Genomic DNA, 24,408 nt, shown 5'->3' on the forward strand with positions numbered 1-24,408 from the left:
GCGTTATTTTTTGATGACTTTAAATGTTTTTAGATTTTCTCCCTTCTGATTGATCCTGATAATATAGACCGCTGAAGGAAGGGAAGAAAGATTAAGCTCAGATTTCGACTGTGAGATCACATCTTTTTTGACCAGCTTACCTTGTGCGTCATATAGCTGATATTCTGATCCTTTGTAAGGAAGCGATGTAAAATCTATATACAGGTAATCTCTGGTCGGATTCGGGTAAAGTAAAATACCTTCTTGCTTTGATAAGGTTTCGCTGGTAGAGAGCGCTATAATTTCATAGCCTTGCTGTACACCCTCCAATATTTCGGAATTTGCTCCCTTATACAGATATGCTGTTTGGCCTACGCTGTACGAAACCGAGCCGTTGCCTCCTGATGCATTTGTTCCTGTGGCCAGAACTGCTGACTGAGCATTCAGAAGACTGACGGAAAAGGTAAACAGAATGAGAAAGAAGCAGTGAATAGATGTTCTTTTCATGTAAAATAATTTTGTGGTTATTAATTGGTTATACAAGTTTTCAGGTGAAAATTTGTGAACACTAAATTACCACATATCGTAACCGGATTGAAGGAAAATAGACTAACGTCAAAAAAATCGACCAACAGCATTTTATTGTAAAAATGTGGGTATGTAGAAGTTATGGATTAAGAAAAGAGAGGCTTTCCTTATAAGTTCTGCCTATAGGAAGCCTGATCTGATGGATCAGCTCTATCTCATTGCTGCTTTTTCCACGGATGAAATGACGAGGAACGGCATAACTGCGATGTATTCTTATAAACGAGTCGAAGAAGCTGTTATGAAGAAGGTTCCCGAGAGAGTCCAGAACACAGTGTTTTTTTTCATGGGTAACAAGCCGGGTATAATCTTTCAAAGCTTCCAGATAGAGAATATCGGTAAGCCTTATCTGGGAAATATTGCCGTTTTCTTTTATTCTAATACAGTTTTCACCGAGAAGGGCATCAAAGCATTCGCATTTTTCTTTCATTTCAAAAAAACTGAAGACTTTCTCCATGGAATGCTGAAATCTTTCTGCTTTAAGGGGTTTTGTGATAAAGTCGAGCACATCAATTTCAAAAGCTTCTGCGGCCAGTTCCGGTTGGGAGCTTAAGAATATGCAGACAGGGATTTTGTGGGCTAATTTTCTGAATTCCAAACCGTTCATGCCTTGAAGTCTGGTTTCGCAGATCAGAAGATCAATAGGGAATTCCAGATAGGGAATTGCCTTTTCTGCCGAATTAAAAGAAGCAATAATCTCAATATGATCATATTGCCTGATATGATGCTGAAGAACCAGTCTGTCCAGTTCATCATTGTCGATGAGCATACATTTAATATGGGAATTCATGATATGGATGTTAGTTTTTACAAAATTTACAATTTTTATTGTTTATTATTTGTAAATCTGCCTCATAAAGGTATTAATTTTTTATAAATGAATAGTATTATAAACTTAATTTAACATTAAAATATGATGAAGATTAAAAAATGATTTTGTTTTTTTTCCTGAAAATTGGTATCTTGTGAAAATCACAACATAGACAGAAATTAATGCTAGATAAGAAACAACATAATTACGAAAGAGCAGTTTTAGTAGGGGTTATTACCCAAAATCAGGATGAGGACAAGCTTACGGAATATATGGATGAACTGGAATTTTTAGCCTTCACGGCCGGTGCAACAGTTCAAAAACGATTTACTCAAAAACTAACCCAGCCGGATTCCAAAACTTTTATAGGAAGCGGAAAGGCACAGGAAATAAAAGAATACGTAAAGGAAAACGAGATCGGCACCATTATTTTCGATGATGAGCTGTCTCCTTCCCAGCTTAAAAACCTTGAAAGAGAAATAGAAGTTAAAATACTGGACAGAACCAATCTGATTCTTGATATTTTTGCCCAAAGAGCACAGACTTCTTATGCGAGAACTCAGGTGGAACTAGCTCAATATCAATATCTTTTACCTCGTCTGACAAGAATGTGGACTCACCTTGAGCGTCAGAAAGGGGGAATCGGGATGAGAGGACCCGGAGAAACAGAGATCGAAACTGACCGCCGTATTATCCGTGACAGGATTTCCCTGTTAAAAGACAAACTGAAAGTCATTGACAAGCAGATGGCTACCCAGCGTAACAACCGGGGAAAAGTAGTTCGCGCAGCTTTGGTTGGGTACACAAACGTTGGAAAATCTACCCTGATGAACGCGCTTTCCAAGTCTGAAGTTTTTGCCGAAAATAAATTATTTGCAACGCTGGACACTACGGTAAGAAAAGTAGTTATCGGGAATTTGCCGTTTTTGCTTACTGATACGGTAGGATTCATCAGAAAACTTCCTACACAGCTTGTAGAATCTTTTAAATCTACTTTGGATGAGGTTCGTGAAGCAGACCTGCTTATTCATGTGGTGGATATTTCCCATGAAAGCTTTGAGGATCAGGTGGAATCTGTTAATCAGACTCTTATGGAGATCAATGCGCATCAGAAGCCAATGATTATGGTTTTTAACAAGATTGATGATTTCAGCTACCACAAAAAAGATGAAGACGATCTTACACCATCCACCAAAAAGAATATTTCGCTGGAAGAGTGGAAAAAAACGTGGATGGGTAAATCCAAATATCCAACGGTATTCATTTCCGCGTTGACAAAAGAAAACTTCCCGGAAATGAAGAAGATGATTTATGATGAGGTCATGAAGATCCATATCTCCAGATTTCCATACAATGATTTCCTTTTCGAATATTTCGATAACGACGAGGAAGAAGAAAACAACGATTAATGAAGTACCACTTTTTCCTGTTATTGGTTTTGTTTTCGGTTTTTGGCTTCAGCCAGAAATCAAAAATCGATTTAAAAAATATTGAGAAAAGCCTTAAAAATCCTGATTCTCCCTATAATTATGAGAAACTGATTTTCAAATACAAAGGATATCCTAAGTCCCTGGACAGTATTGAAGCACAATATCTTTACTATGGAAGAAATTTCAGGGATGGTAAAGTTTCTACACTGGATGACAATTTTAAGGAGCTGGCGGATGCTTTCAAACAAAATAATTTTGAAGAATGCATCAAACTTGGCAAGGTGCTCTATGATAAAGACCCTACGAACCTGGATATTCTTCTTGTTCTTCTCAGGGCATACGATTCCATGAAAGACGGAAATAATTTTATGCACCACCTGAACCAGTTCCGCTCCCTGACAGAAGGGATAAAGAATTCCGGAGACGGAGCTTCTGAAAAAACGGCCTATCTGGTAAATTCTGTAGGGGATGAATATATTCTCCTGAATATCCTGAATATCGGGAAAGATTATGTAAGAGGATCAAAAATAGCCAAAGACGGAATGTTTGATATCTGGGAAAAAGACGGACATAAGTTGTACATCAAAATACTTTATTTAAACCTGTAAATTAATTAAAAAAACACTTAGTGGAGTTATATTATTCATTTTCAGCCTTAATAGTACTGGCATCGATTTTTGCTTATCTTAATTACAGATTTCTGAAACTTCCGAGCACTATCGGAATCATGGTGATCGCTATCGTAGTTTCAATTGTTCTGGTAATGTTTGGAGAATCAGTCCTTCCAAAAACTTTCAGGCATCTTAATAATTTAATGAACAGTATAGACTTTACGGAGGTTCTGATGGGGGCCATGCTTAATTTCCTGCTTTTTGCAGGGGAATCCATATCAATATCAATGATCTCAAAGAGCAGTTCCGGCCTGTCCTTATATTTTCAACGGCCGGTGTAGTGATTTCCACTTTTGTGGTAGGATTCGGGATGTTTTATCTATTGCCTTTTTTAGGAATCCATCTTCCGTTTATTTACTGTCTGGTTTTCGGAGCACTTATTTCGCCTACCGATCCGGTGGCAGTTTTAAGTATCCTGAAACAGGCCAATGTTTCCAAATCCCTGGAGACAAAAGTTGCGGGAGAGTCTCTTTTTAATGACGGTATGGCTGTAGTGGTTTTTACTGTCGTTATGCAGCTTGCCGTTGGAAAAGAAGTGGATCTGGGAGTAGAAAGTATCGGTCTGCTTCTGATGAAAGAAGCCGGCGGAGGGATTTTGCTCGGAGTTTTATTGGGATGGGTTACTTCCAGGCTGATGCGCGAAGTGGATGATTATATTATTTCCGTTCTGGTAACGCTTTCCGTAGTGATGGGAGGGTATCTTATTGCAAGACAGATGCATATTTCCGGACCTCTTACGATGGTGGCAGCCGGTTTATTCATGGGTAATTTCAATGTAAGGTTTAAAATGAAATCTATTACCCAGGATTACCTCATCAAATTCTGGGAACTGATTGACGAAATTCTGAATGCCGTGCTGTTCCTGTTTATTGGGTTTGAGCTGTTGATGATCAAAGACTTAAGGCATTTTATGGTTCCGGGGCTTCTGGCGATCGCAGTAGTTTTAATTGCCCGTTTTATTTCGATCTGGATCCCTACAAAATTTATGTCTCTCAGAACAAGATTTAGTCCGCAGACGGTAAAAGTTCTGGTTTGGGGAGGAATCCGGGGAGGAGTTTCTATAGCATTGGCCATGTCGATCCCTAAAAGTGAATACAGCGAAATTATTTTAAGTATCACCTATTGTGTAGTCGTATTTTCTATTATTGTTCAGGGACTTACCATTGCTAAAGTTGCTAATCCGAAAGCTATTGCAAAAGAAGAAGAGGAAAAGGAGAGTATTATTGCTGATGAACATGCTTAAAGGCAATTTATTGACCGGAATTATGCAAGTTTCCTAAAATAAAGATCTGTATGGCCAATATCATCAAAGAAATAGAAGAAGCATTAGCTGTTTTGTCCATTCCGGAAAAAGCAGAGTTCTTCCCGAAATTTTTCAAGACCGGAAAAGGAGAGTATGGGGAAGGCGATGTGTTTTTAGGGGTAAAAGTTCCGGATCAGAGATCTGTTGCTAAAGAATATTATTCAAAAATAAGCCTGGACGATCTGAGTATCCTGCTGTCTTCAAAATACCATGAACATAGATTAACTGCACTTTTTATGCTGATTTCCAAGTTTGAAAAAGCAAAGGATAAAGGCACTAAAGAACAGATGATACAATTTTATCTGGATCATCTTCCCCATGTGAATAACTGGGATCTGGTGGATTCAAGCTGCTATAAAATTTTAGGCAGATATGCTTTTGAGAATGGAAAAGAAGAACTCTTAAGAAACCTTTCGGATTCTGAGGAAATGTGGCATAAAAGAATGGCGGTAGTGGGGACTATGCATTATGTGAAAAAAGGATCGTTTGAACTGACTAAAGAGTTCGTGATCAAAAACCTGAAACACCCGCACGACCTGATGCATAAAGCGAACGGCTGGCTGCTGCGTGAAATGGGGCAAAAGAATGAAACGGAGCTGATTAACTTTCTGGATAAGCATTATAAAGATATGCCGAGAACCAGCCTGAGGTATGCCATCGAAAAACTGGACGAAGAAGTACGACAGGATTACCTGAAAGGAAGGATTTAAAAAATGGTTGTTTTCAGTGAAATAACAGGGTCTATAAAGGATTTTCAAACGGAATTAAGTAGTTTTGTGCTTTAAAGCCGAATTATGAAAAATTTTCTGAAGCTGTTCATGCTTTTTTTCCCTTATTGCTGCTGACAAGCTGTTTTGATATTTTAGATAAAGTAAATGTCAAAGCTGACGGAACAGGAGAATACACCATCATCCTTAATGCCAGTAAAAGCAAGACAAGACTGGCTTCCATTTCAAAAATGGAAACCATCAACGGGAAAAAGGTTCCTAAAAAGGCCGAAATTGAAAGCAAGATCAATGAAGCGGCTAGGATTTTTAAAGGAACTCCGGGAATCAGCAATGTGAAAACCTCCATGGATTTCGACAATTATATCATCAAACTGAGCTGTAATTTTAAGAAAATAGAAAATATCAATGCCGGGCTGGAACAGCTTAAAGCCAAAAATATTCTCGGAAAAATGATTCCGACCCAGATTTACAGCCAGAACCTTGAGAAAAAAACGCTCACCAGAAACAAGGTCAATACCTTTAAAGCAGATTACGACAAGTTGGGAAAGGCAGATAAGGAAATTTTTAATAACGCCAGATACATCTCTGTCATGCAGTTTGAAAATACGGTAAAGTCCCAAACCAACAGCTCCTATCTCCTGGCTCCGAATAAAAAAGCGGTGAAGCTGGAAGCGGATATTTTAGACCTGATCTTTCAAAAGAAACAGTTACAAAACACTATATTATTTCAATAAATTCTACACTCGACCATGAAATCTATATTATTAAAAACACAAACCCTTAGCTTTGTTCTTTTCGGTTTTATGCTTGTTTTTGCCCAAAAAAGCATGAAGCTTCCCGCAGATGCCGTATTTTATATGGAAATTAACGGAAAACAGCTTAATCAGAAAATTAATTGGGAGAAACTCAATCCGCTGCTGCATGAGCTAAGTAAAAAAAGCAAAGAGAAATCTTCGTGGAATGATTATTCCAAAACGGGAATCAAGTATGATGCAACGCAGTATCATTATGCAAGCTTTAATGACTCCATAAAAACGTATACCACTCATTTTATTGTAGATAACAAAGAAAAGTTCCAGGAATTCATCAATTCGACCAAGAAAAAAGGACTGGAAATTTCAAGGAAAAAGAATTACTCTTATGTAGATATTGATGATAATATTTTTGTTGCCTGGAACGGCGACCGTGCTGTTTTGAGTATGGTAAGCTATACAAAGCCTTATAAAGATATCTGGAGCGATGATGTTGTAACGGATAGTGCTGTAGCTGTTGCAGACAGTGCTGCAGTAGCTGTTGACAGTGCTTATGCTATAGAACCGGAAAAGCCTTTTGATTATAAAGAAGAAATAATAAACCTGAAGGAGGAAATTAAATATTTAAAAGACGAGATCAGGGATAATAATAAAGAAATTACCAGAATTCAGAAAGATATCAAGTATCTGGAAAAGAACCATAAATATCCAAAGGAAAATGTAGATACCCAGCATTCCGAAGGTGAAACGGAAGTGTATCCGAGAGAAGAGGAATATGCTGAAGCAGAAATAGATACGGCGTATCAGAAAGAGCTTGATTCTATGCGTATTGAAAATTTCAAAATTGTTAAAAAGATTGCGGAAGACCGTTTCGACCAGTATTTTAACTCAAATTTAGAGCTTGATGTTCCAAAGGCGATGCTCAGCTTCAGAGATCCGAATTCCGATGCCTTTGTTTATACGGATTACGGAAGAATGGTCAATGACGGAGTTTATGGGAAAATGATGAAGCATTTCGAATTCGGACAGTTCCTGAGAAATGCATACGATTCAAATTCATACTACAATTTATATTTTGATAAGGACAAAGTAAAGCTGGTGAACAATTATCAGCATAAAAATCCAAATATCCAAAAAACAATTTCATCCGTTTATAAAGGGAAGAAAAATAAAAAACTGGCTGCACTTATCAATGAAAAGAGCATCGGTTATTATGTGATGAACCTCAACGGAGCAAAAACTTTTGACATGATGTATGACCTGCTTCAGGATTCCGGAGACGGCGAATACAAAAAAGAAATGGAGCTGATGATGGAAACCATGAAGATCGTTCTGGATGAAGAGGCTATCACTAAAATAGCTCCCGGAAACGGAATTTTTGTCCTGAATGAGCTGGTATCCAAAAAAGTAGACTACACGGATTACGAATATGATGATGATTATAATGAAAAAGAAGTTAAGAAAACCAAAGATGTAGCCGTTCCCGATTTTACATTTGCCTTTGCAACGGAAAACGAAGGCTATTGGAACCGTGTTTTCAATGTATTGTCTACCAATAAGAATTTAGCTAAGAAATTCTCGAAGAACGGCAATATTTACTCTTTTAAGGATGAGAAAGGAGACGGGTATATGGATCAGCTGTACTTCGTTGTAAAAGATGGCATTGTATACCTTACAAGCTCTAAAGAGAACCTTACTCCTCAGGCACAGTCCGGGGTTTCTAAACAGTGGGCGAAAGACTCATCGAGATATCCTTTATCGGGAAGGCTGGATGTTCAGAGGCTGTTAATTGGTCTGGAAAAAGAATTCAAAACCCCTTCCGAGAGAAAAACACTGGATCTGTTCAGAAAGAATGTAGGGGAAATGTACTATAAAACGGAGGTAAAAGGAGACAGCGTGGAGACAGAAATAGATTATAACATTAAAAACTCTTCCGAAAACAGCCTAATGTACTTCTTTGATCTGTTTGATGAGATTTTTAAAATTAAAGAACAAGAAAAGAAGCCTCAAATATTATAGATGAACAAAAAGAAACTTGTTGTCCCGTTATTTGTTTTACTCGCAGCCGCGGTCTATTTTGTGTTTTTTTATAAAAACAAAACCCTGAAGTTTGTTCCTGAAAATGCAGATATCGTTGTTTTAATTGATGTAAAAAAACTGACGGGACAATATATTTCAAGCTTAGTTGCCCATCCATCCAAATGGTCAGAAAGCAAAAAGAAAGATAAAAAAACAATTCCGTTAAAAGATTCAGGAATAAAGATCCCGGATTTTCTGCAGGTTTTCCATCTGAAAGGAACTCAATTTTCCGAATGGTACAGCGTGTTGGAACTGAAAGACCCGCAAAAATTTTCAACCTTTTTGAAAAGCCATCAGTTTATCAACAAAGACCAGAACATATTCCGTAAAGACCAGGTATTCATTAAAATAGAAGGTAAAAACTGCATCCTGGGAACCTCAGAAACAGCTTTTGCAGCTATAGAGCAGTTACTTTCCAGGCCTTCCGGAAAAAAAACTTTTACTGCAGACCGGTTTATCGGCAGTTCTTTAGGAAGTGTATCCTTTATTTCCGGACAGAAAATCCAAAACTTTTCCATTGAACTGAAAGCGGATGAAATTGAAATCAAAAATACGGCAAAAGCAGTATCCTTCGGAGCAGCACTTTATGATATACAAAGGAGTAACCATTTTTTAGAAGCCGAATTAGACGGGGAGAATGTGAAAAACTGTGCCCGTTTTTTTAATAAAAATCTGGCAGATTCAGCTCAGATCCATTATTTTAAAGCAACCGCAGATCTTGAGCAGGTGAATGATACGATTATCAGTTACGGGTACGACGATAATTTTAATGAAACGGAAAAAAAGACCGTTCAGAAGATCATTCAGCCTAATTATATTATCGATCTCCGCAGCTCCGCTCCTGGAAAAACCTGGGCTTATTTTCAGCATAAAAAATGGATCAATGCCCAGAACCAATTCACTGCGATTCCTTTTCAGCCTAATCAGATTGAAAGAAATGAAAGCGGTGTTATTATAAAATCTACCCGGAAACCTGTGGCATTGTCTCCAAAGCTTAAGGAAAATTATATCTTTATAAGGAATAGTCCGCTGTTGCTGGCTTCTTTAAGTACTTTTACCTCAACGGAGAAAAAATCCTTTCTGATATTGAATATATATTCTATGGAAATAAGGGACAGAACTATCGGGTGAATATCAAAGCTAAGAAAGGAGAATTACCACTGATTTTGAGATGGTAAATCTGCAATCCTAAAAATATAAATATGAATGGCCCTATCTGAAATTGCACTGCTGAAAACATGCACCCATTATTTTTTACATCTGGTTTTTCCGGTTTTCATTGCGCTGATCTTTTTCCGCGAAAACTGGAAGAAGGCTTATGGTATCATGCTGGCTACCATGCTGGTAGATCTTGACCACATTTTTGCCAATCCTGTTTTTGATCCTTCAAGAAATAGTATCGGTTTTCATATTTTACATTCCTATTATGCCATTGCGGTGTATTTTTTGCTGCTGTTTTTCAAAGGAAATATCAGAATTGTAGCCGTTGGTCTGCTATTTCATATGCTGACGGATTTTCTGGATTTTAACCTGTGGATGCACTAAGAGGGAAGCCGGAAGTTAGTATTGAGCATTTAAAAGTATTACAAACATAATTTAATGAAGCAGTTTAGAAGAATAAAAGGGATCACAGTCATCTTTGAATAACTTCCTTCTTCAAACTTCCGGCTTCCTTACATTATGCAGACAAAAACAGAGTGATTCTGATTAAAATATCATTAATATTTTCTTTTGATATTTCAAATTTAATAGATTTTTTGTATTTTGTAGACGCTTTATGAGATTAAAAGAATTTTTACATTATACGTATATTTTCCCTGTCCTGGCTGTGGGGTATTATTTTTCCGGATTAATGGGAACCGGGGTATTGTATGATCTTATTGCAGGGCTTCTGCTTACGGGAAGCGTATTATCTGCAGTACATCACGCAGAAGTGGTGGCTCATAAAGTAGGAGAGCCGTTCGGAACCATTATTCTTGCACTCTGTATCACCATTATTGAAGTGGCGCTTATCATCTCGCTGATGGTAGCCGGCGGAGATCAGGCGATCACGCTGGCCAGAGATACCGTTTTTGCAGCCGTCATGATCATTCTTAACGGAATTCTGGGGATCTGTATCCTGATAGGTGGCGTAAAATACTATGAACAGTTCTTCGCAAGAACCTCAGCAACCACTTATCTGGTAAGTATTGTTTCCATTCTCGTGCTTACCCTCGTCCTTCCCAATTTTACCTCAAGTGTCAACGGACCTTTCTATAATGAAGCACAGCTTATTTTCATTTCTATCGCATGCCTGGTCATATATGGTGTTTTCCTGATGGTGCAGACTGTGCGTCACAGAAGTTACTTTATTGTTCCGGATGAACATCCCGAAGAACATTATATCCCTTCACTGAAAAAAACACTGATCAGCTTTGGCTTTCTGGTGGTGTGCCTGATTATTGTTGTACTGATGGCCAAAGGACTTTCCGGAACAATTGAAAATATGGTGCAGAGCATTGGCGCTCCGAAATCCCTGGTGGGGGTAATTATTGCAGGAGTCGTGCTCCTTCCTGAAGGGGTGGCTGCTATCCGTGCGGCAAGAAGCAACCAGATACAGTCCAGCTTAAATCTGGCATTAGGGTCAGCTTTAGCAAGTATCGGACTTACAATTCCTGCAGTATCAGTTGTATGTATTCTCTATGATATCCCATTGGTATTGGGGCTTGATAAAAAGGATATTATCCTGCTTTCCCTGTCTGTATTCATAGTCATGCTTTCTTTAAGTCGGGGAAAAACGAATATTTTATATGGAACCGTTTTACTGGTCAACCTTGCAGCCTATATTTTTACAGTTATCGTTCCCTAATTATTTTTACGTCCCGAACCAACCCGTACTCTATAACTCGAAACTCGTAACCCGAATCCCGCAACCATTACAGTCTTCTCGCCAGCTCCATTTTAAAAGCCATAAGCTTAGCAATATTCTCGGATTTATAAATAGCCATGTCGGCATTTTCCCCGACGAAATTTTCTTCAACCGTTGTTTTCCAGAGTTCAAGCCAGCGGTCAAAATGTTTTTGCTCCATTGCCTGGATTTCATTAATCGGAAAATGAACTCCCATAGGATTTCCTTTATAGCTCATCTGCCCAAAAAGGATGGATTCCCAGAATGAATACATTTTGGGAAGATGCTTGTCCCAGTTTACTTTCGCCACCTCATTAAAGAAGAAACCAATGGTATCGTCCTTAACGACTTTCGCATAAAATGAATTCACCAGATGCTCAATATCTTCTCTTGATTCCAACTTTTTCATATTTCAAATGTACAGCAAAATCAAAATAAAAATTTAAAAAGCGGCTTGATAAATTTCATTTATTGAAAGTTTATTGATCGTTAAAGCTGAATTGTAAAAGATATTAAATCACTGATAAAGCAGTATTCATGCATCAATACGGTATAAACAAAATGTACTGATATTCAGCAAAGTGACTATTCGTTAACATTTTTTTGTATTTTTTATATTTTTTTATGATATGTTGTTTTTTTTATAAATTTGAATTTAAATAAACAAAAACACTAAGAAACCTATGAAAACTAAAACTACTTTTTTACCTGATAAACGATAGTTTTCCAAACTATTACAACAATCTTAAGTCCTAAGATTGTTATACTTCATTTCTTTTAATGTTCCACATAATTCCAATTATTATGTCAAAATTTCTGTGCCGTAAAACGGCGGCTTTGCTGGTATTGTTGTATTCAGCCAGTGCTTACTCTCAATTGGTTGGATCCGATGTCCAGATATGGGAAAAGTCAAGGCCGACCCTTCGTGAAGTCACCAATTTAAAAGATGAGAACTTGCTCAATTTCCATTATGGAATTAAGGATAAGATCCTTAAAAAATATATTAAACACAGTAAAAATAAGAGTCATACCTTAAGTCTTGTCCATACTTCCAGGGAAGATGAAAAGATATGGGAGAACGAAGGGCAAAAGATCTCTTTAAGTAACAATGTTTATGAAAAGAAAAAGGCAGACAAAAATATCAAAATCCGTAAAAGGCCAAGTATTTTTACTTTTACAGATAATGCTGAAAAACCAGACGGAAAACCGGACAGCATTAAAATAAAATTGGAAGACCGCAATCTTTATGAAATGATTTTCATTCCGAGAAGAGCTAAGAAAATGGATCTTAATAAAATCCATTCTTACCTTTCGATTAAGTATGGAATTTCTTTGGAAAAAGGGAAATATTACAGCAGTGATGAAAAAGTAATCTGGGATCCTGAAAAGCATAAAGAGTTCAGATACAGGCCTACCGGATTGGGACGGGACGATGGAAATGAGCTGTATCAAAAACAATCTTCCAATCAGGAAGACCGATTCTTAACTATCGGAAAAACAGATATAAAAAAGACCAATGTAGAAAACCCTAGTCTTTTTGACCACAATAATTTTGTCATGTGGTCGGATGATAATAAAGAAATGGCAATGAAAGCGGAGGGCAACTTTAAAATCCTCGAAAGAAACTGGGAAATTAATTTTATAGGACCTACCATTCCAAAAACAGATTATAAAGTAAGGGTTAATAAAAAGATCATTAATCCCGATTCGCTCCCACTTGTTTACTGGATGTTTCTAAAAAATCCGGCAGGTGAATTAACGAAGGTGCAAGGTGTTGAAAACGAAAACTATATAGATTTCAGTAAAGTAGATTTCTATAAAGAGAAAGGAGAAATTTTTAATCAATTTACATTTGCAGTTAGCCCTTTAAGAGATGGAGGTAAAGATAATGAGCTCAACTCAGGCTCATCATCAATTAATGAAAATCAGCTTGCTTTAGATATTGATAAAATTGTTCTGTATCCAAACCCTGTTAAAAAAGGACAAAGCTTTATGATAAAGTTTCCTGAGATGGAAAACTTATCTATCGCAATTTATGATGGTGGAGGGCGACTGGTTAAATTAGAGAAAATAGACCATCATGCAAGATCGTACAGCAGTTCGCTTGACATTCAAAGTTCGTATCTGGTAAGTCTTACCCAGAACGGAAAAATCATCAAAACATTCAAATTAATCGTCGACTAAAAACCAAATCATGAAAATAAGATCCTTACAACTTCCTTTTACAAAGAAGTCAGTTCTGCTGGTGTGTTTTTTTGCCACTATGTTTGTTTTTGCAAGTTTTACGAAAGAAGACAGATATAAAGTACGTGAATGGAGAAAACACCTGATAAGCAAGCTTACAGATAAAAAAGATACAGATCTGCCAATAGCCGTTTCAGATAAGATTGTATCTGAACATCAATCTGATATAAAAAAACAGATCAATATCCATCTGATTCCGATTCTTATAAAAATTCAGAAGATTTAAATGTAGATCCTGTACCTGGTACAGTAGCCGGTTCGGAAGAAAAGACACCGGATATCATGAACGTTTATTCTGCTAAAGAAAAAGAAGGAACGGTTGGAGTATTTTCAGATCAGGAAGAAGACCGGATTTCGGATAACTTTTTTACCATTGATATTCCTGCTTTAAATAAAGAGAATACCGTTGCTTATTTAGAGTATGATCTGTTTGGTCTGGCATCGCATCAGTCGGTACCGAGATCCCTGAATCATAATCTGGCGATCGGGGGTGAGATTATTGTACCTCAGGCAGCCTGGAGCCATCAGAAAGAAGAATTAAGCTCAGAACTTATTAAGCAAGGAATAAATACCGTTCTGTTTACTTCACCCTCCACAGGAGTAAAGTACAAAATCAAAAACCTGAAAGTTGTTTTTGAAAAAAACAGAAATGCATCCAAAGATTTAATCGTTAATGCTGTTCTTTCAGGTGATGAGCTCTATGTAAAAGGAATGAACAGACGGTTCCAGGATCTGAATATAAATAGTAATTACGTTACTACTGCAAACGGGGAATTTGAAAAAATCATCCGTTTATCAGAAAAAGATAAGCTGGCCGGAAATTTTTCGGTAACAGCTAATGGAATTACTCAATCCTATAAAATTCCTGCAGATGTAAAATCATTTAAAACTTTAAATAATAACTATTTTAATTCCAAAAGGATTGCTGTTTCCAATGATAAAGAATTTGATGTTCAATATGAAGATTTAAATTTAAAAATAGAAAAGGAAACTTCTGAAGGAGCGAATATTGAAATTTTAAAACTAAGAGAAAAAGATATTCCTTCCACTTCAAGCGGTCTTAAAAATATTACTCCGAATAACACAGCGTATCGTTTTTCAATAATTTCAGGAAAACTGAATAAAAAAGTTAAGATTACAATTCCTTATGACGAAAAAAAATTAGGTCTCTTTTCTCCCAAAGAGATCAAGATTTTTTCATTTGACTATAACAGAAGACAATGGAAAGCTGTAGAAACATCAAATGTAGATCAGAAGAATAAGATGGTAACATTTGAGGGTAACGGAGACGGCGATTATATCAACGGTATTATTTCGGCTCCGGAATCACCACAGCTGAATTCTTTTACACCAACCACGATCAGCGGTCTGAAAGCAGCAAATCCGGTGAGTGCTCCCTTAATGGAAGCTCCTTCTGCAAGCCAGACAGGAGATGCCAACATCAATTATCCGTTAATGTTGCCGGCAGGTACCTCAGGGATGCAGCCATCATTATCTGTTACTTATAGCAGTGGCAACGGCAACGGCTGGATGGGGGAAGGCTGGAATATAGGAGGTTTATCATCAATATCTGTAGATACAAGATGGGGAACCCCAACCTTTACAGCAGGCCAGGAAACAGAATTGTACTCATTGGATGGAGAAATGTTGGCATATCCTGAGGGCTATCTTCCTCACAGGCATAATAAAGTAAATCCGAATGGCACATTTGATACTTCCCGGCAGGCAAGAAGCGGAGCCAAAACCTTCTATCTGAGAAAGAACCATGATTTTACAAAAATTGAGAGATTTGGAACCGGTACGACGGATTATAGATGGGTTGTGACCTCTACAAACGGGACAAGAACCTATTACGGCGGCGATCAGTCGACACTTGTTGACAATGCCGTGCTGAAAAATACGAACGGGAATATTATTCAGTGGGGAGTATGGAAGGTAGAGGATGTTCACGGGAATAACATGATTTATGAATATAAAAATCAGTCAATCAATAACTTTACAGGAGATGACCAGAACCTTAATGCAGGATGGGTATTCCATATTGATAAAATTTTCTATTCAGGAAGAAATGGTCAGAAAGGACCTTATATTATAACATTTTTTAATGACACCCCAAGGCAGGATAAACAAATCAATGCGAAGGGCATCCTTAAAAGAATTGAGCCTTACTTGCTTACAAAAATAAATGTTGATTTTAAGAATGCGAGCAACCAGCAGCAAAACATACGGTCTTACATTTTTACCTATAATACCGGAATATTTCAGAAAAGCCTTCTGACCAAAATGAAAATGAAGGTAGTTAATCCGCGCACGGATGGTGCAGCATTTGACTATAATTTTGAATACTACGATAACGGGACCGTTTTCGGATCTCCTACCAATATAGCAACCCCGGGTACCGATGCTTTCTCTGATGTGGTAAGTTCCATCACTACTCCTTCCAAAATAAGTGCTGACAATAATTTTGAATGGGGATGGTCCCTGAGAACCGGAGGTGGTTTGGCATTATTCAGACCACAATTGGGAGGGGTAAAAAACTTTATGCTCTCCCTGTTCGGAGGAGCTTCATATCCACGGATGAAAAGAGGGCAGGAACTGATAGATTTCAATGGAGATGGAATCGCAGATATCCTGTACCGAAAAAGAAATGGCGATAATGGGATTAAATTGATTCCCGGAAGTATTGACAGCAATGGCCAGCTGGTATTCAACAGCCAGCAGCAATCCGTAGGAAACCTGAACAGTAATTTTTCACATTCAACAGGAACAACATGGAATCTGGGAGGAAGTGTTGTATTTAACTGGTTTAAAATAGGATTTGACTTTTCCTATATTAATTCTGAAAGTGAAAATGAAACCCCTATTTATATGATGGATGCCAATTCTGACGGACTGCCGGATGTTATTAAAGATGATAAAGTATGGTTTAACCGAAGAAATGGAAATGCTCAGGAAATGGTGATTACCAGTGATTTAACGGAAAACATGGTCATTACCGATAATGATCCTCAGCCTTATACAGAGCCTGAAGAGCCCGATGATATTGACCCTGTAAAACCAAAAAATGATGTGGTTAAAGTCTGGATTGCGCCTAAAAACGGATTTATAGAAATTTCAGATGAAATCGCTATTGATCTTGGTCAGGACCCTTCTGCAAGAGCAGTCTACTCCATAGAGATTAAAAATCCGAATGTTGTATCAAAAAACTGTAGGTTATATTTAAAGGAACTCATTAACACATCCAATCAAAGTATTACGATACGGCAGTATGACAGCTATCCGGGAACTCCGCTGGGAGTAAGTAATTCTTCCAGGCTCTATGTAAAGTCCGGGGAAAAAGTGTATTTCAGATTGCATAAAAGATCCGGAACCAATTATATTGTAAATACCAATCCTGTAGTCACTTATACTGATAGTGGAGGACATCCTTTGCAAGATGAATTTGTTGAGGAACAGGATGGCTATATGCCGAATCAAACCAATTATAATGATAAGTTCTTTTTGAACAACCTGACGAAGTCTCTTAAATTTACGGAACAGGCTGACATCCACATTACAATTCCTGAATTTACCATATCTGCACTATCCGACAGGGTAAAATATTCCATCGTCCTTATTAAGGAAGATACCAGTGTGGCACAGAACCAGCAGACGACCACTAATGTTATTTATGAAGAAACTATTGATCCTTCACCAGGACAGCCCGTAACGGTTTCGCCGGTGGATCTTAATTATTCTGTTCCTGCTCTTAGTGCACCGGGAGAAGCTTGGCACCTGAAATTTTTAGTGGAAACCGATTCCCATATCAACAAAGAAATTGAGTGGAATGATATTTTGGTTGAAGGATATCCTAACGCCTCTCACAGACATTATGCTGTAGCTCAATATCCATCTTATCATATCAGAAACCTGAAAAATAAATTTGATGTTTCCACTCTGAATAATTTACCGAATGGTAATGATGATTATTCAATATCCATCAATAAGAACTTTAGCTTCAATCCTTCTGTCCCTGGCAGATTTATGTATGTGATCAAGCAAAAAGGCCTTTTTCTTGATAAAAGAATTGTAGAAATATCCAATGGCAGCTTACAAGAGTATACAATAGATCATAATCCTATTAATGGTGATGATCCGATACCTTTTTATCACGGAGATCCTTCACACGGCGTTAATGACCATGAAAAGCTGAATATCCTGATTTTCTGTGATACGAATAAAGACAGGCTTGCGTATGAAGCTCTTAAGCTTCAGCTGAATGATAATATCTTCAATATTTATAACCAGTCAGGAAGTTCTCTTTTAAATCATACCACCGAGACCTCAATCAACACAGGAGAGTATAACGGAGTAAGTGCTGTTTATCACAACTGGGGGCAATTCCTTTATAATGAAGCTAAAGATATTGTTCCTGCTCCGGGAAGCACCAATCAGCAGCCTCCTTTGACTCCCGGTTGTGAGCCACGTAAGGAAAACGACTGTATTATTATCCCGACAGGGCCTAGCGGAAGCACTGCTCCGGCCTATACGTCTAACCCTAATACACCAAAAGATCAGTATGGTGCATTAATTAATGATGCAACACTTGAAAACCCTTTTCAGTTTAATTTAAACTTTCCTTCTTGTGCCGGGATTACCAACTCCCAGCAATATGGAGAGTGTGTAGGAGATCAGCTTGCCAATGAGTTTCAGAACAATTATGCCAATAACCAGGTATTTGGAGCTGCTTCTCCTTTTACGCCGCTAAATCCGCTTAAAACCGAAAATGTAAGGGAACATAAATGGATCAACCAGATGTTTCATGAGCAATATTCAAAAATTGGCAGCTTTAGAGATGATGAAACGCCAACCTCGCCATTTTTAGACAGTGATACCGATGAAGATGATATTGAAGTAGCCAATAATCCTAATACAAGAATGTTTGCTATTTCTAAAAAACAGAAAAGCAAATCAAAAGCGAAAAATGCAGGAATAGGTATCGGTCTAAGCTTTACAAACTCAACTTCAGAGCTGAGAAATATCGGGAATATCCAGACTCAGGACTTCTTTGATGTAAACGGAGATAATTATCCTGATATGCTGTACAGAACCCAATCCCAGCAAACCAGCATTCTGGGTGGTTTGAAAGGGGCTCAGCCAGGCATAGAGGGCTCAGATAAAGTGATCACAAGAACGGAAGACTTTATGAACACCAAATCTGTAGCATTTGGCCCTTCAGGAAGCAAATCAGTAGGGAGAAAGACTGGTAATAATGATAGTAATGCCACAGGAGATACATCGGTTTCATGGTCTATGAGTGTGGGAACATCCAATTATCCGAATTCCTATAATAAAACTTCAGAATATTGGATGGATATTAACGGAGATGGCCTTCCTGATAAGATCGAAGGAAATAATTACAAACTGAACTTCGGAACCGGATTGGTGAATGGAAGTATTCCGGGATCAACAGGAGCTTTTGCAGGCTTTGAAGAACCAGTATCCAAACCTGTATATTCTTCATCTTTTGGAATCGGAGGAGGTATAAACTCTGTCATTGATGCAGTTCAGGGAGTGGAACTGGGAATAGCTATTTCCGGAGGCGTTGGGGGCGGATCCTCTACTGCCACTTCAAAAAGATCTTTCCTGGACGTAAATGGTGACGGACTGGTAGATATTGTCCAGGTAGATGAAAATAACGGACAAACCAGTGTGAAATATAACCTAGGTAACCGCTTTGCCAGCCCTGTGAGTTTAAATGCCAGCCTTGCAGAAGAATCAAAAACGCACAGCGGGTATGCAAACTTAAACGGGGGATATTATATCAATATACCTTGTATCGTTATTTTTGGTATTCCTATTTTATATGTAAAACCTTTCGGGGCGGATCTTTCTGCAAACGTAGGATTATCAGTATCTGAAATCAATAAAGGGCTGAGAGATGTGAATGGTGACGGTCTGCCTGACCTTGTAGTCAATACTAATAATGGCTTAAGAATATACTATTCTCAAATCGGCAAAACCAATAAGCTTAAAAAAGTTTCCTATGCAGAATCCTATGGCGGTGATGCTCCATCAAACCTTGGTGCTGCTTTTACCATTGACTATAAATATTCTACACCATCCTATAACGACCCGCAGGCAAAGCTGGTGATGTCTGAAGTGACCATACCGAACCCTGATGCCTTCTCCGGTACTTATACACAGAATACAACCGGTAAAGACATAATCAGCCGGTTTGATTATGAAAACTCCAGATATGACAGAAGGGAACGCGAAAAATATGGATTTGGAAAAGTTAAGACCTATGAAATGTCAGATAATTCAACGATCTATCGTACAACGGTTCAAAACTTTTATAACCAGAATTATTTTATTCGCGGCTTATTAAAATCAGTAGAGACTTATGGAGGAACAGGGACATCAAATCTCCTGTCAACTTCTGTCAACAGCTATAAACTTTATCAGTTTAATGCGTCTATGAGCGACTTGGTAGAGTTGTCTTCAGCTCAGTTTGAAACTTATGATGTAGGTGGAACAGAAGGTAAAAAAATGGGCCGTGTATTATTATCCGGTACTACAAAAACAACTTATGAAAGCGGAAATTCGATTTCTACACAAAGCCAGTTATTTTATAACAGCAAGGGGCAGCTTACCAAATACCAATACACAAGCCCGTCCGCGAGCTATAACAGTGTGATATCTTATCATACCAATCTCAATAACAATATCCTGAATGCACCTAGCATTATCACGGTTTATCCGGGAACAGGCTCTGTGAATCCTTTGCGTAAACGTTCAACAGAGATTACAAATTTAAACACCGGAGATATTTCTAAGTTTAAAGTTTGGCTTAATTCAGGAGAAATTGCTGAGACAGATCTTACGTACGATATTTTTGGAAATATTAAAACGGTTAAATATCCGCCTAATGAATTTAATGAAAGATCTGAACTGGAATATTTTTACGATCCTATGGGTAAATATGTAATCCAGGTGAAAGATCCTATTTTTAACCTGTCTTCTTATGCTACCTATAATCTTTTTATGGATACGGTCGTAGAATCTACTGATGCTACAGGCAATAAGATGACTTATGAGCATGACGGATACGGAAGACCCCTTAGAATAGTCAGCCCAAATGACTGGCAGTCGCAGGCTAATACCATTATGTATCATTATTTTGATACACCGGTAACCCTTAGTAATGGTAACAAAATATACCTCTTCACAGCCCAGACATCGCATCTTGATCCGTATCATCCTGGTAACGATATTGAAACCATTTCCTTTGCCGACATTACAGGTAAAGTAATCCAGGTGAAAAAAGATATTGAGATTGATGACGAAGAAAAAATGTCGGTTTCAGGTAGGGCAATCAATGATAATTTGGGAAGAACGGTTCTGCAATATCATCCGTTATTCGAAAATAAGGATACCGCACTAAATAATAAACTTAGCCTTACTGTTGCTCCATATCATACTTCTGCAAGTTATGATTATAAAGACAGGAATGTTTCTTCTATTGATGAAGACGGAAACTCTATTGACAACAGATTTTTTATAGAAAATGGAAGGTTCAAAACTGAAACTACCCAAATGCAGAATGCATCGGATCAGATCAAAACAGAAGTTTTTACCAATGCCGAAGGGAAGACCGTAGAGACTAGAAACTATTTGCCGGCAGAGGTTTTACATACATTTTTCTCATATAGTCAAATAGGAGAAATCATGAACGTTACAGATCCTGAAGGTCTGGAAACCAGTTTCAGCTACGATATGGGCGGAAGGAGATTAACTCAGGCACATCCGGACCGTGGTGAAACTTCGTATACCTACAGCAAGGCAGGACAACTTACTTATGTTTTGAACAACAACCTTAACAACAATGGAGGTGTTCCGATTCATTATAAATATTCTTACAACAGGCTGACTAATATTGATCTACCGGACATACCATCAGGTACAAATCCTGCCAATGTATCGTATACTTATGGTAGTTCAGGTTCAGGAAACAACACGGGTAGAATTATAGAAAAACAGGACGGAACAGGGACAAGCCAGTACGAATATGGCAAGATGGGAGAGTTGATTAATGAAATCCGGTATATCTATGGTTTTTACATGCCGAATTTGAAGTTTGATACGTCTTACGACTATGATAACTGGAACAGGATCCGAACTATCAATTATCCTGATAATGAAAAAGTACAGTACGAATACGATTTAGGAGGAAATTTGAAGAAAATATCCAATGATGCGGGTTATGAATATGTAAAATCGATTAAATATGATCATTACGAGCAGCGTACCAATATTGTTTTCGGTAATGAAACATCTTCCACATTTACCTATGAGCCTGCTATGAGGAGGCTGCAAAACCATGTTCTTCTTGATGCTAACAGTACAGCGTTATTGAATGGTGTTTACGAGTATGATTATGCAAGCAATATTACAGGAATTGAAAATACAAGCGAGACTACAAACGCAGGTTTTGGAGGTAATTATGGTCTTCGATATCGATATGACACTCTTAACAGGCTTGTAAGTTCTTCCGGTAATGCAGAGCCGGGAAGAAAAGAAGGTTTACCACCAACCCCGGTTGTAGGAAGTATAAATGCAACGTATGGAACTGCCTTATCTTATAATATGAGCAGTGGAATCAGTACAAAGAGACAGCATCATGAACAAGACGGAATAGTAAATACAAGTAATACATATGAAAACATATATACCTATGTTAAAGGAACTCATATGGTAGATAAAGTTACAGATGCTTATACCGGAAATGAAGAGTACTTTAAATATGACGGTAATGGAAATGTGATCAATCAGACCACGGTACAGACAGGTCCTACTGATTTTTACTGGGACGAACAGGACAGATTGAGGGCTATTCATACACCGGAAATAGGCTCATTCCAATACTATGTTTATGATGACAAAGGCGAACGTACCATCAAAGCTAATTTGAAGAATGACGCAGAACTGTATCAGAATGGTGAAATGGTAGATAATGGTTTAGTGTTTGATAACTTTAAGGTGTATCCTAACCCTTATGCCGTATATACTTCAGATGGTGTACTTACGAAACATTATTTTGCAGGAGAACAGCGTATAGCGAGCAATATTAAAGATGTAGGCGGTATGTTTAATAACAGACAGGCATCATCTGTAGGAAATAAAGAAGCTTCTGACCCTAAAAATCAACAATCTATTGCCGAAAATGACTTTAAAAACTACCTGTCAAAAGCAGGCTACGAAAAAACGGAAATAGAGAAGGAATTTGGCAAAGCTCCTATTGCACCTGTGGGTGGTATTTATTACCTGCACGGCGATCATTTAGGTACGGCAACATATGTGACTAACGAATATGCAGAGCCTACGCAATTTTTCTTAAATTTACCATTCGGGGAAACTATGGTGGAGCAGCAGGAACCAACAGCCTACGCCAACCCATATAAGTTTAATGCGAAAGAACTAGACAGCGAAACAGGTCTTTATTATTATGGGGCAAGGTACTACAGTCCAAGATTGAGTATTTGGTATGGTGTGGATCCATTGGCAGAGAAGTATTCGAGTTGGAGTCCTTATGTATATACATTTGATAATCCTATTAGTTTAATTGATCCGAATGGTATGGAGCCGGTAGACCCTACAGATATTATAACTAAAGTAATAAATCAAACTACATCTAAGAGTAATGGTTATACATCATTTAATAGGGATCTATCAATAACATTAACAATGGCAGTTTATAATCCAGAAAATTTAGATTTAAGTCATACGGCGTTTGCTGCTGGACAAGGAACTATCAATGTTGGCTCTTTCCGAGGTCCTGCTTCTGATTCTTATGGTAAATTTGTTCAAAATGATAATATTAAAAATCTTAATATTGTGTATAAAGTAGTTACCGATTTAAAAGATATTCCTTCTCAAGCTCATGTTATGACTGTAACAAGTGGAGACATATTACCTAGTCCTGGAAGCAAGGTGAATCCTGTTGGTAAGGCAGAGAAAGGGGGAAGAGTTGGAGCTGTAGAGTATACAAAAAATGGATTTAATTCTTTAGTATTACATGAAATAGGACATTGGTTTGGTTTGGATGATGGTTATGATACTGGAGACAATCAATATCCAAATGAAAATACAAATACAGTAATGGATTGTCACGGATGTACAACAAATAAGTGGAAGGTAACAACGAAACAAAGAGCTACCATTTCTTTAAGTTCAGATTTAGGAATTGGACCAGCAACATCTAGTGGGAATGTATATAAGCAATCAAAATCAGGTAGATGGAATAAAACATCTATACAGAATCAAGTTATTAATTTTAATAGAAAAAATATAAAATGAGAAAAATAATATTATTTCTATGTTGTTTTTTGTTACTAGCTTGTAATAATGAAAATGAAATAAAAATCAATAACATCAGTTTTAAAGCTCCTAAAGATATTGAAATAGTAAAAGGTTATGCTATTGATAGTGAAATATTTTATCTTCAAAAACATTCCAAAAGGATAGCCACTTGTTATTATGGGATAAATTACTCTAGTTTTTCAGAAAATAAAATAGTAGTTCCCGTAGAAATTTATAAGATATTAAAAGATAAAAAAAACGCTTTTGTAATTAGAGATAGCATAAATGACTATAAAAATGGTATTTTTAACAATAATTACTATTATTATGATACGATAAATAAAAATATTGCTCAAATAATGCTTCCCAAAAAACCTGATAAAGGATCAATAGGAATTTATTTTGATAGTGTAGATCTACATAAAAATAAGTTTGCAATAATTAGTAATGATTTGAGTGAGGAAAATAAAAGGCTATTTTTAGAAATCTTTAAAACAATTAAAATAACCAAAGCCACTCATTGAGCGGCTTTGGTTATGGAAAAAGAAATAAAAGTAGTAAAAGTATATATAATATAATAAGTTGAAGCTTGATAAAA

15 protein-coding genes and 1 pseudogene are annotated in these 24,408 nt (G+C 37.3%); 13 read left to right on the top strand and 3 right to left on the bottom strand.

The features are described from left to right. Positions 1 to 3: 3 nt before the first annotated feature. Together N4G44_RS02785 and N4G44_RS02790 are read right to left on the bottom strand one after the other, a co-directional pair. Positions 4 to 486: a T9SS type A sorting domain-containing protein gene (locus N4G44_RS02785; RefSeq protein ID WP_073062176.1), complete on the bottom strand. Its 483-nt coding sequence runs from the start codon at positions 484 to 486 to the stop codon at positions 4 to 6. A 160-nt stretch (positions 487 to 646) separates the two neighbouring features. Beyond that, positions 647 to 1,354, bottom strand: a complete 708-nt coding sequence (locus tag N4G44_RS02790) for a LytR/AlgR family response regulator transcription factor (RefSeq protein WP_474924531.1) — start codon at positions 1,352 to 1,354, stop codon at positions 647 to 649. 203 nt (positions 1,355 to 1,557) lie between these two features. Here N4G44_RS02790 and hflX point away from each other — a divergent pair, with 203 nt between their 5' ends. The 9 genes and pseudogenes from hflX (at position 1,558) to N4G44_RS02835 (ending at position 11,186) form a co-directional block, all read left to right on the top strand. Beyond that, entirely contained in the window at positions 1,558 to 2,784 is a 1,227-nt protein-coding gene (gene hflX, locus N4G44_RS02795) for a GTPase HflX (protein WP_040993238.1), read from the top strand. Next, positions 2,784 to 3,413, top strand: coding sequence for a DUF4919 domain-containing protein (locus N4G44_RS02800; RefSeq protein WP_474924532.1), 630 nt, complete (start codon positions 2,784 to 2,786; stop codon positions 3,411 to 3,413). Before hflX ends, N4G44_RS02800 begins: the two co-directional genes overlap by 1 nt. A gap of 20 nt (positions 3,414 to 3,433) precedes the next feature. Then, positions 3,434 to 4,719, top strand: a pseudogene (locus tag N4G44_RS02805) (cation:proton antiporter). Between the two features lie 50 nt (positions 4,720 to 4,769). Further along, a complete protein-coding gene (locus N4G44_RS02810) occupies positions 4,770 to 5,489 on the top strand; it encodes a DNA alkylation repair protein (RefSeq protein WP_474924533.1) in 720 nt (239 codons plus the stop codon). 125 nt (positions 5,490 to 5,614) lie between these two features. Then, positions 5,615 to 6,241, top strand: coding sequence for a hypothetical protein (locus N4G44_RS02815; protein WP_474924534.1), 627 nt, complete (start codon positions 5,615 to 5,617; stop codon positions 6,239 to 6,241). A 15-nt stretch (positions 6,242 to 6,256) separates the two neighbouring features. Beyond that, entirely contained in the window at positions 6,257 to 8,278 is a 2,022-nt protein-coding gene (locus N4G44_RS02820) for a zinc ribbon domain-containing protein (RefSeq protein ID WP_474924535.1), read from the top strand. Then, complete coding sequence (locus N4G44_RS02825; RefSeq protein ID WP_474924536.1) at positions 8,279 to 9,469, top strand: hypothetical protein; 1,191 nt, start codon at positions 8,279 to 8,281, stop codon at positions 9,467 to 9,469. It abuts the gene before it with no gap. A gap of 75 nt (positions 9,470 to 9,544) precedes the next feature. Continuing rightward, positions 9,545 to 9,883: a DUF6122 family protein gene (locus N4G44_RS02830; RefSeq protein ID WP_474924537.1), complete on the top strand. Its 339-nt coding sequence runs from the start codon at positions 9,545 to 9,547 to the stop codon at positions 9,881 to 9,883. A gap of 232 nt (positions 9,884 to 10,115) precedes the next feature. Further along, on the top strand, positions 10,116 to 11,186 hold the full coding sequence (locus N4G44_RS02835; RefSeq protein WP_474924538.1) for a calcium:cation antiporter: 1,071 nt from the start codon (positions 10,116 to 10,118) through the stop codon (positions 11,184 to 11,186). 67 nt (positions 11,187 to 11,253) lie between these two features. Here the strand turns inward: N4G44_RS02835 and N4G44_RS02840 are convergent, their stop codons facing one another. Next, the gene (locus N4G44_RS02840; RefSeq protein ID WP_474924539.1) at positions 11,254 to 11,634 is read right to left on the bottom strand and encodes a group III truncated hemoglobin; all 381 of its coding nucleotides are present in this window, start codon (positions 11,632 to 11,634) and stop codon (positions 11,254 to 11,256) included. 395 nt (positions 11,635 to 12,029) lie between these two features. Between N4G44_RS02840 and N4G44_RS02845 the strand changes: the two genes are divergently transcribed. From N4G44_RS02845 to N4G44_RS02860, 4 genes are read left to right on the top strand one after another with little or no spacing between them, the layout of a single operon-like run. Next, positions 12,030 to 13,409: a T9SS type A sorting domain-containing protein gene (locus tag N4G44_RS02845; RefSeq protein ID WP_474924540.1), complete on the top strand. Its 1,380-nt coding sequence runs from the start codon at positions 12,030 to 12,032 to the stop codon at positions 13,407 to 13,409. Positions 13,410 to 13,419: 10 nt separating this feature from the next. Continuing rightward, entirely contained in the window at positions 13,420 to 13,695 is a 276-nt protein-coding gene (locus N4G44_RS02850) for a hypothetical protein (RefSeq protein ID WP_474924541.1), read from the top strand. Between the two features lie 56 nt (positions 13,696 to 13,751). Beyond that, positions 13,752 to 23,807, top strand: a complete 10,056-nt coding sequence (locus N4G44_RS02855; protein ID WP_474924542.1) for a SpvB/TcaC N-terminal domain-containing protein — start codon at positions 13,752 to 13,754, stop codon at positions 23,805 to 23,807. Continuing rightward, entirely contained in the window at positions 23,804 to 24,334 is a 531-nt protein-coding gene (locus N4G44_RS02860; RefSeq protein WP_474924543.1) for a hypothetical protein, read from the top strand. The genes N4G44_RS02855 and N4G44_RS02860 overlap by 4 nt, the downstream gene beginning before the upstream one ends. Positions 24,335 to 24,408 lie beyond the last annotated feature (74 nt).

The sequence above is a fragment of the Chryseobacterium sp. GTID13 genome (assembly GCF_056172655.1).

Bases quoted from the DNA above. Each gene is read 5' to 3' on its own strand.
- N4G44_RS02855 (WP_474924542.1), top strand. From the start codon at position 13,752: ATGAACGTTTATTCTGCTAAAGAAAAAGAAGGAACGGTTGGAGTATTT.
- hflX (WP_040993238.1), top strand. From the start codon at position 1,558: ATGCTAGATAAGAAACAACATAATTACGAAAGAGCAGTTTTAGTAGGG.
- N4G44_RS02860 (WP_474924543.1), top strand. From the start codon at position 23,804: ATGAGAAAAATAATATTATTTCTATGTTGTTTTTTGTTACTAGCTTGT.
- N4G44_RS02825 (WP_474924536.1), top strand. From the start codon at position 8,279: ATGAACAAAAAGAAACTTGTTGTCCCGTTATTTGTTTTACTCGCAGCC.
- N4G44_RS02830 (WP_474924537.1), top strand. From the start codon at position 9,545: ATGGCCCTATCTGAAATTGCACTGCTGAAAACATGCACCCATTATTTT.
- N4G44_RS02850 (WP_474924541.1), top strand. From the start codon at position 13,420: ATGAAAATAAGATCCTTACAACTTCCTTTTACAAAGAAGTCAGTTCTG.
- N4G44_RS02810 (WP_474924533.1), top strand. From the start codon at position 4,770: ATGGCCAATATCATCAAAGAAATAGAAGAAGCATTAGCTGTTTTGTCC.
- N4G44_RS02845 (WP_474924540.1), top strand. From the start codon at position 12,030: ATGTCAAAATTTCTGTGCCGTAAAACGGCGGCTTTGCTGGTATTGTTG.
- N4G44_RS02840 (WP_474924539.1), bottom strand. From the start codon at position 11,634: ATGAAAAAGTTGGAATCAAGAGAAGATATTGAGCATCTGGTGAATTCA.
- N4G44_RS02785 (WP_073062176.1), bottom strand. From the start codon at position 486: ATGAAAAGAACATCTATTCACTGCTTCTTTCTCATTCTGTTTACCTTT.
- N4G44_RS02800 (WP_474924532.1), top strand. From the start codon at position 2,784: ATGAAGTACCACTTTTTCCTGTTATTGGTTTTGTTTTCGGTTTTTGGC.
- N4G44_RS02820 (WP_474924535.1), top strand. From the start codon at position 6,257: ATGAAATCTATATTATTAAAAACACAAACCCTTAGCTTTGTTCTTTTC.
- N4G44_RS02835 (WP_474924538.1), top strand. From the start codon at position 10,116: ATGAGATTAAAAGAATTTTTACATTATACGTATATTTTCCCTGTCCTG.
- N4G44_RS02790 (WP_474924531.1), bottom strand. From the start codon at position 1,354: ATGAATTCCCATATTAAATGTATGCTCATCGACAATGATGAACTGGAC.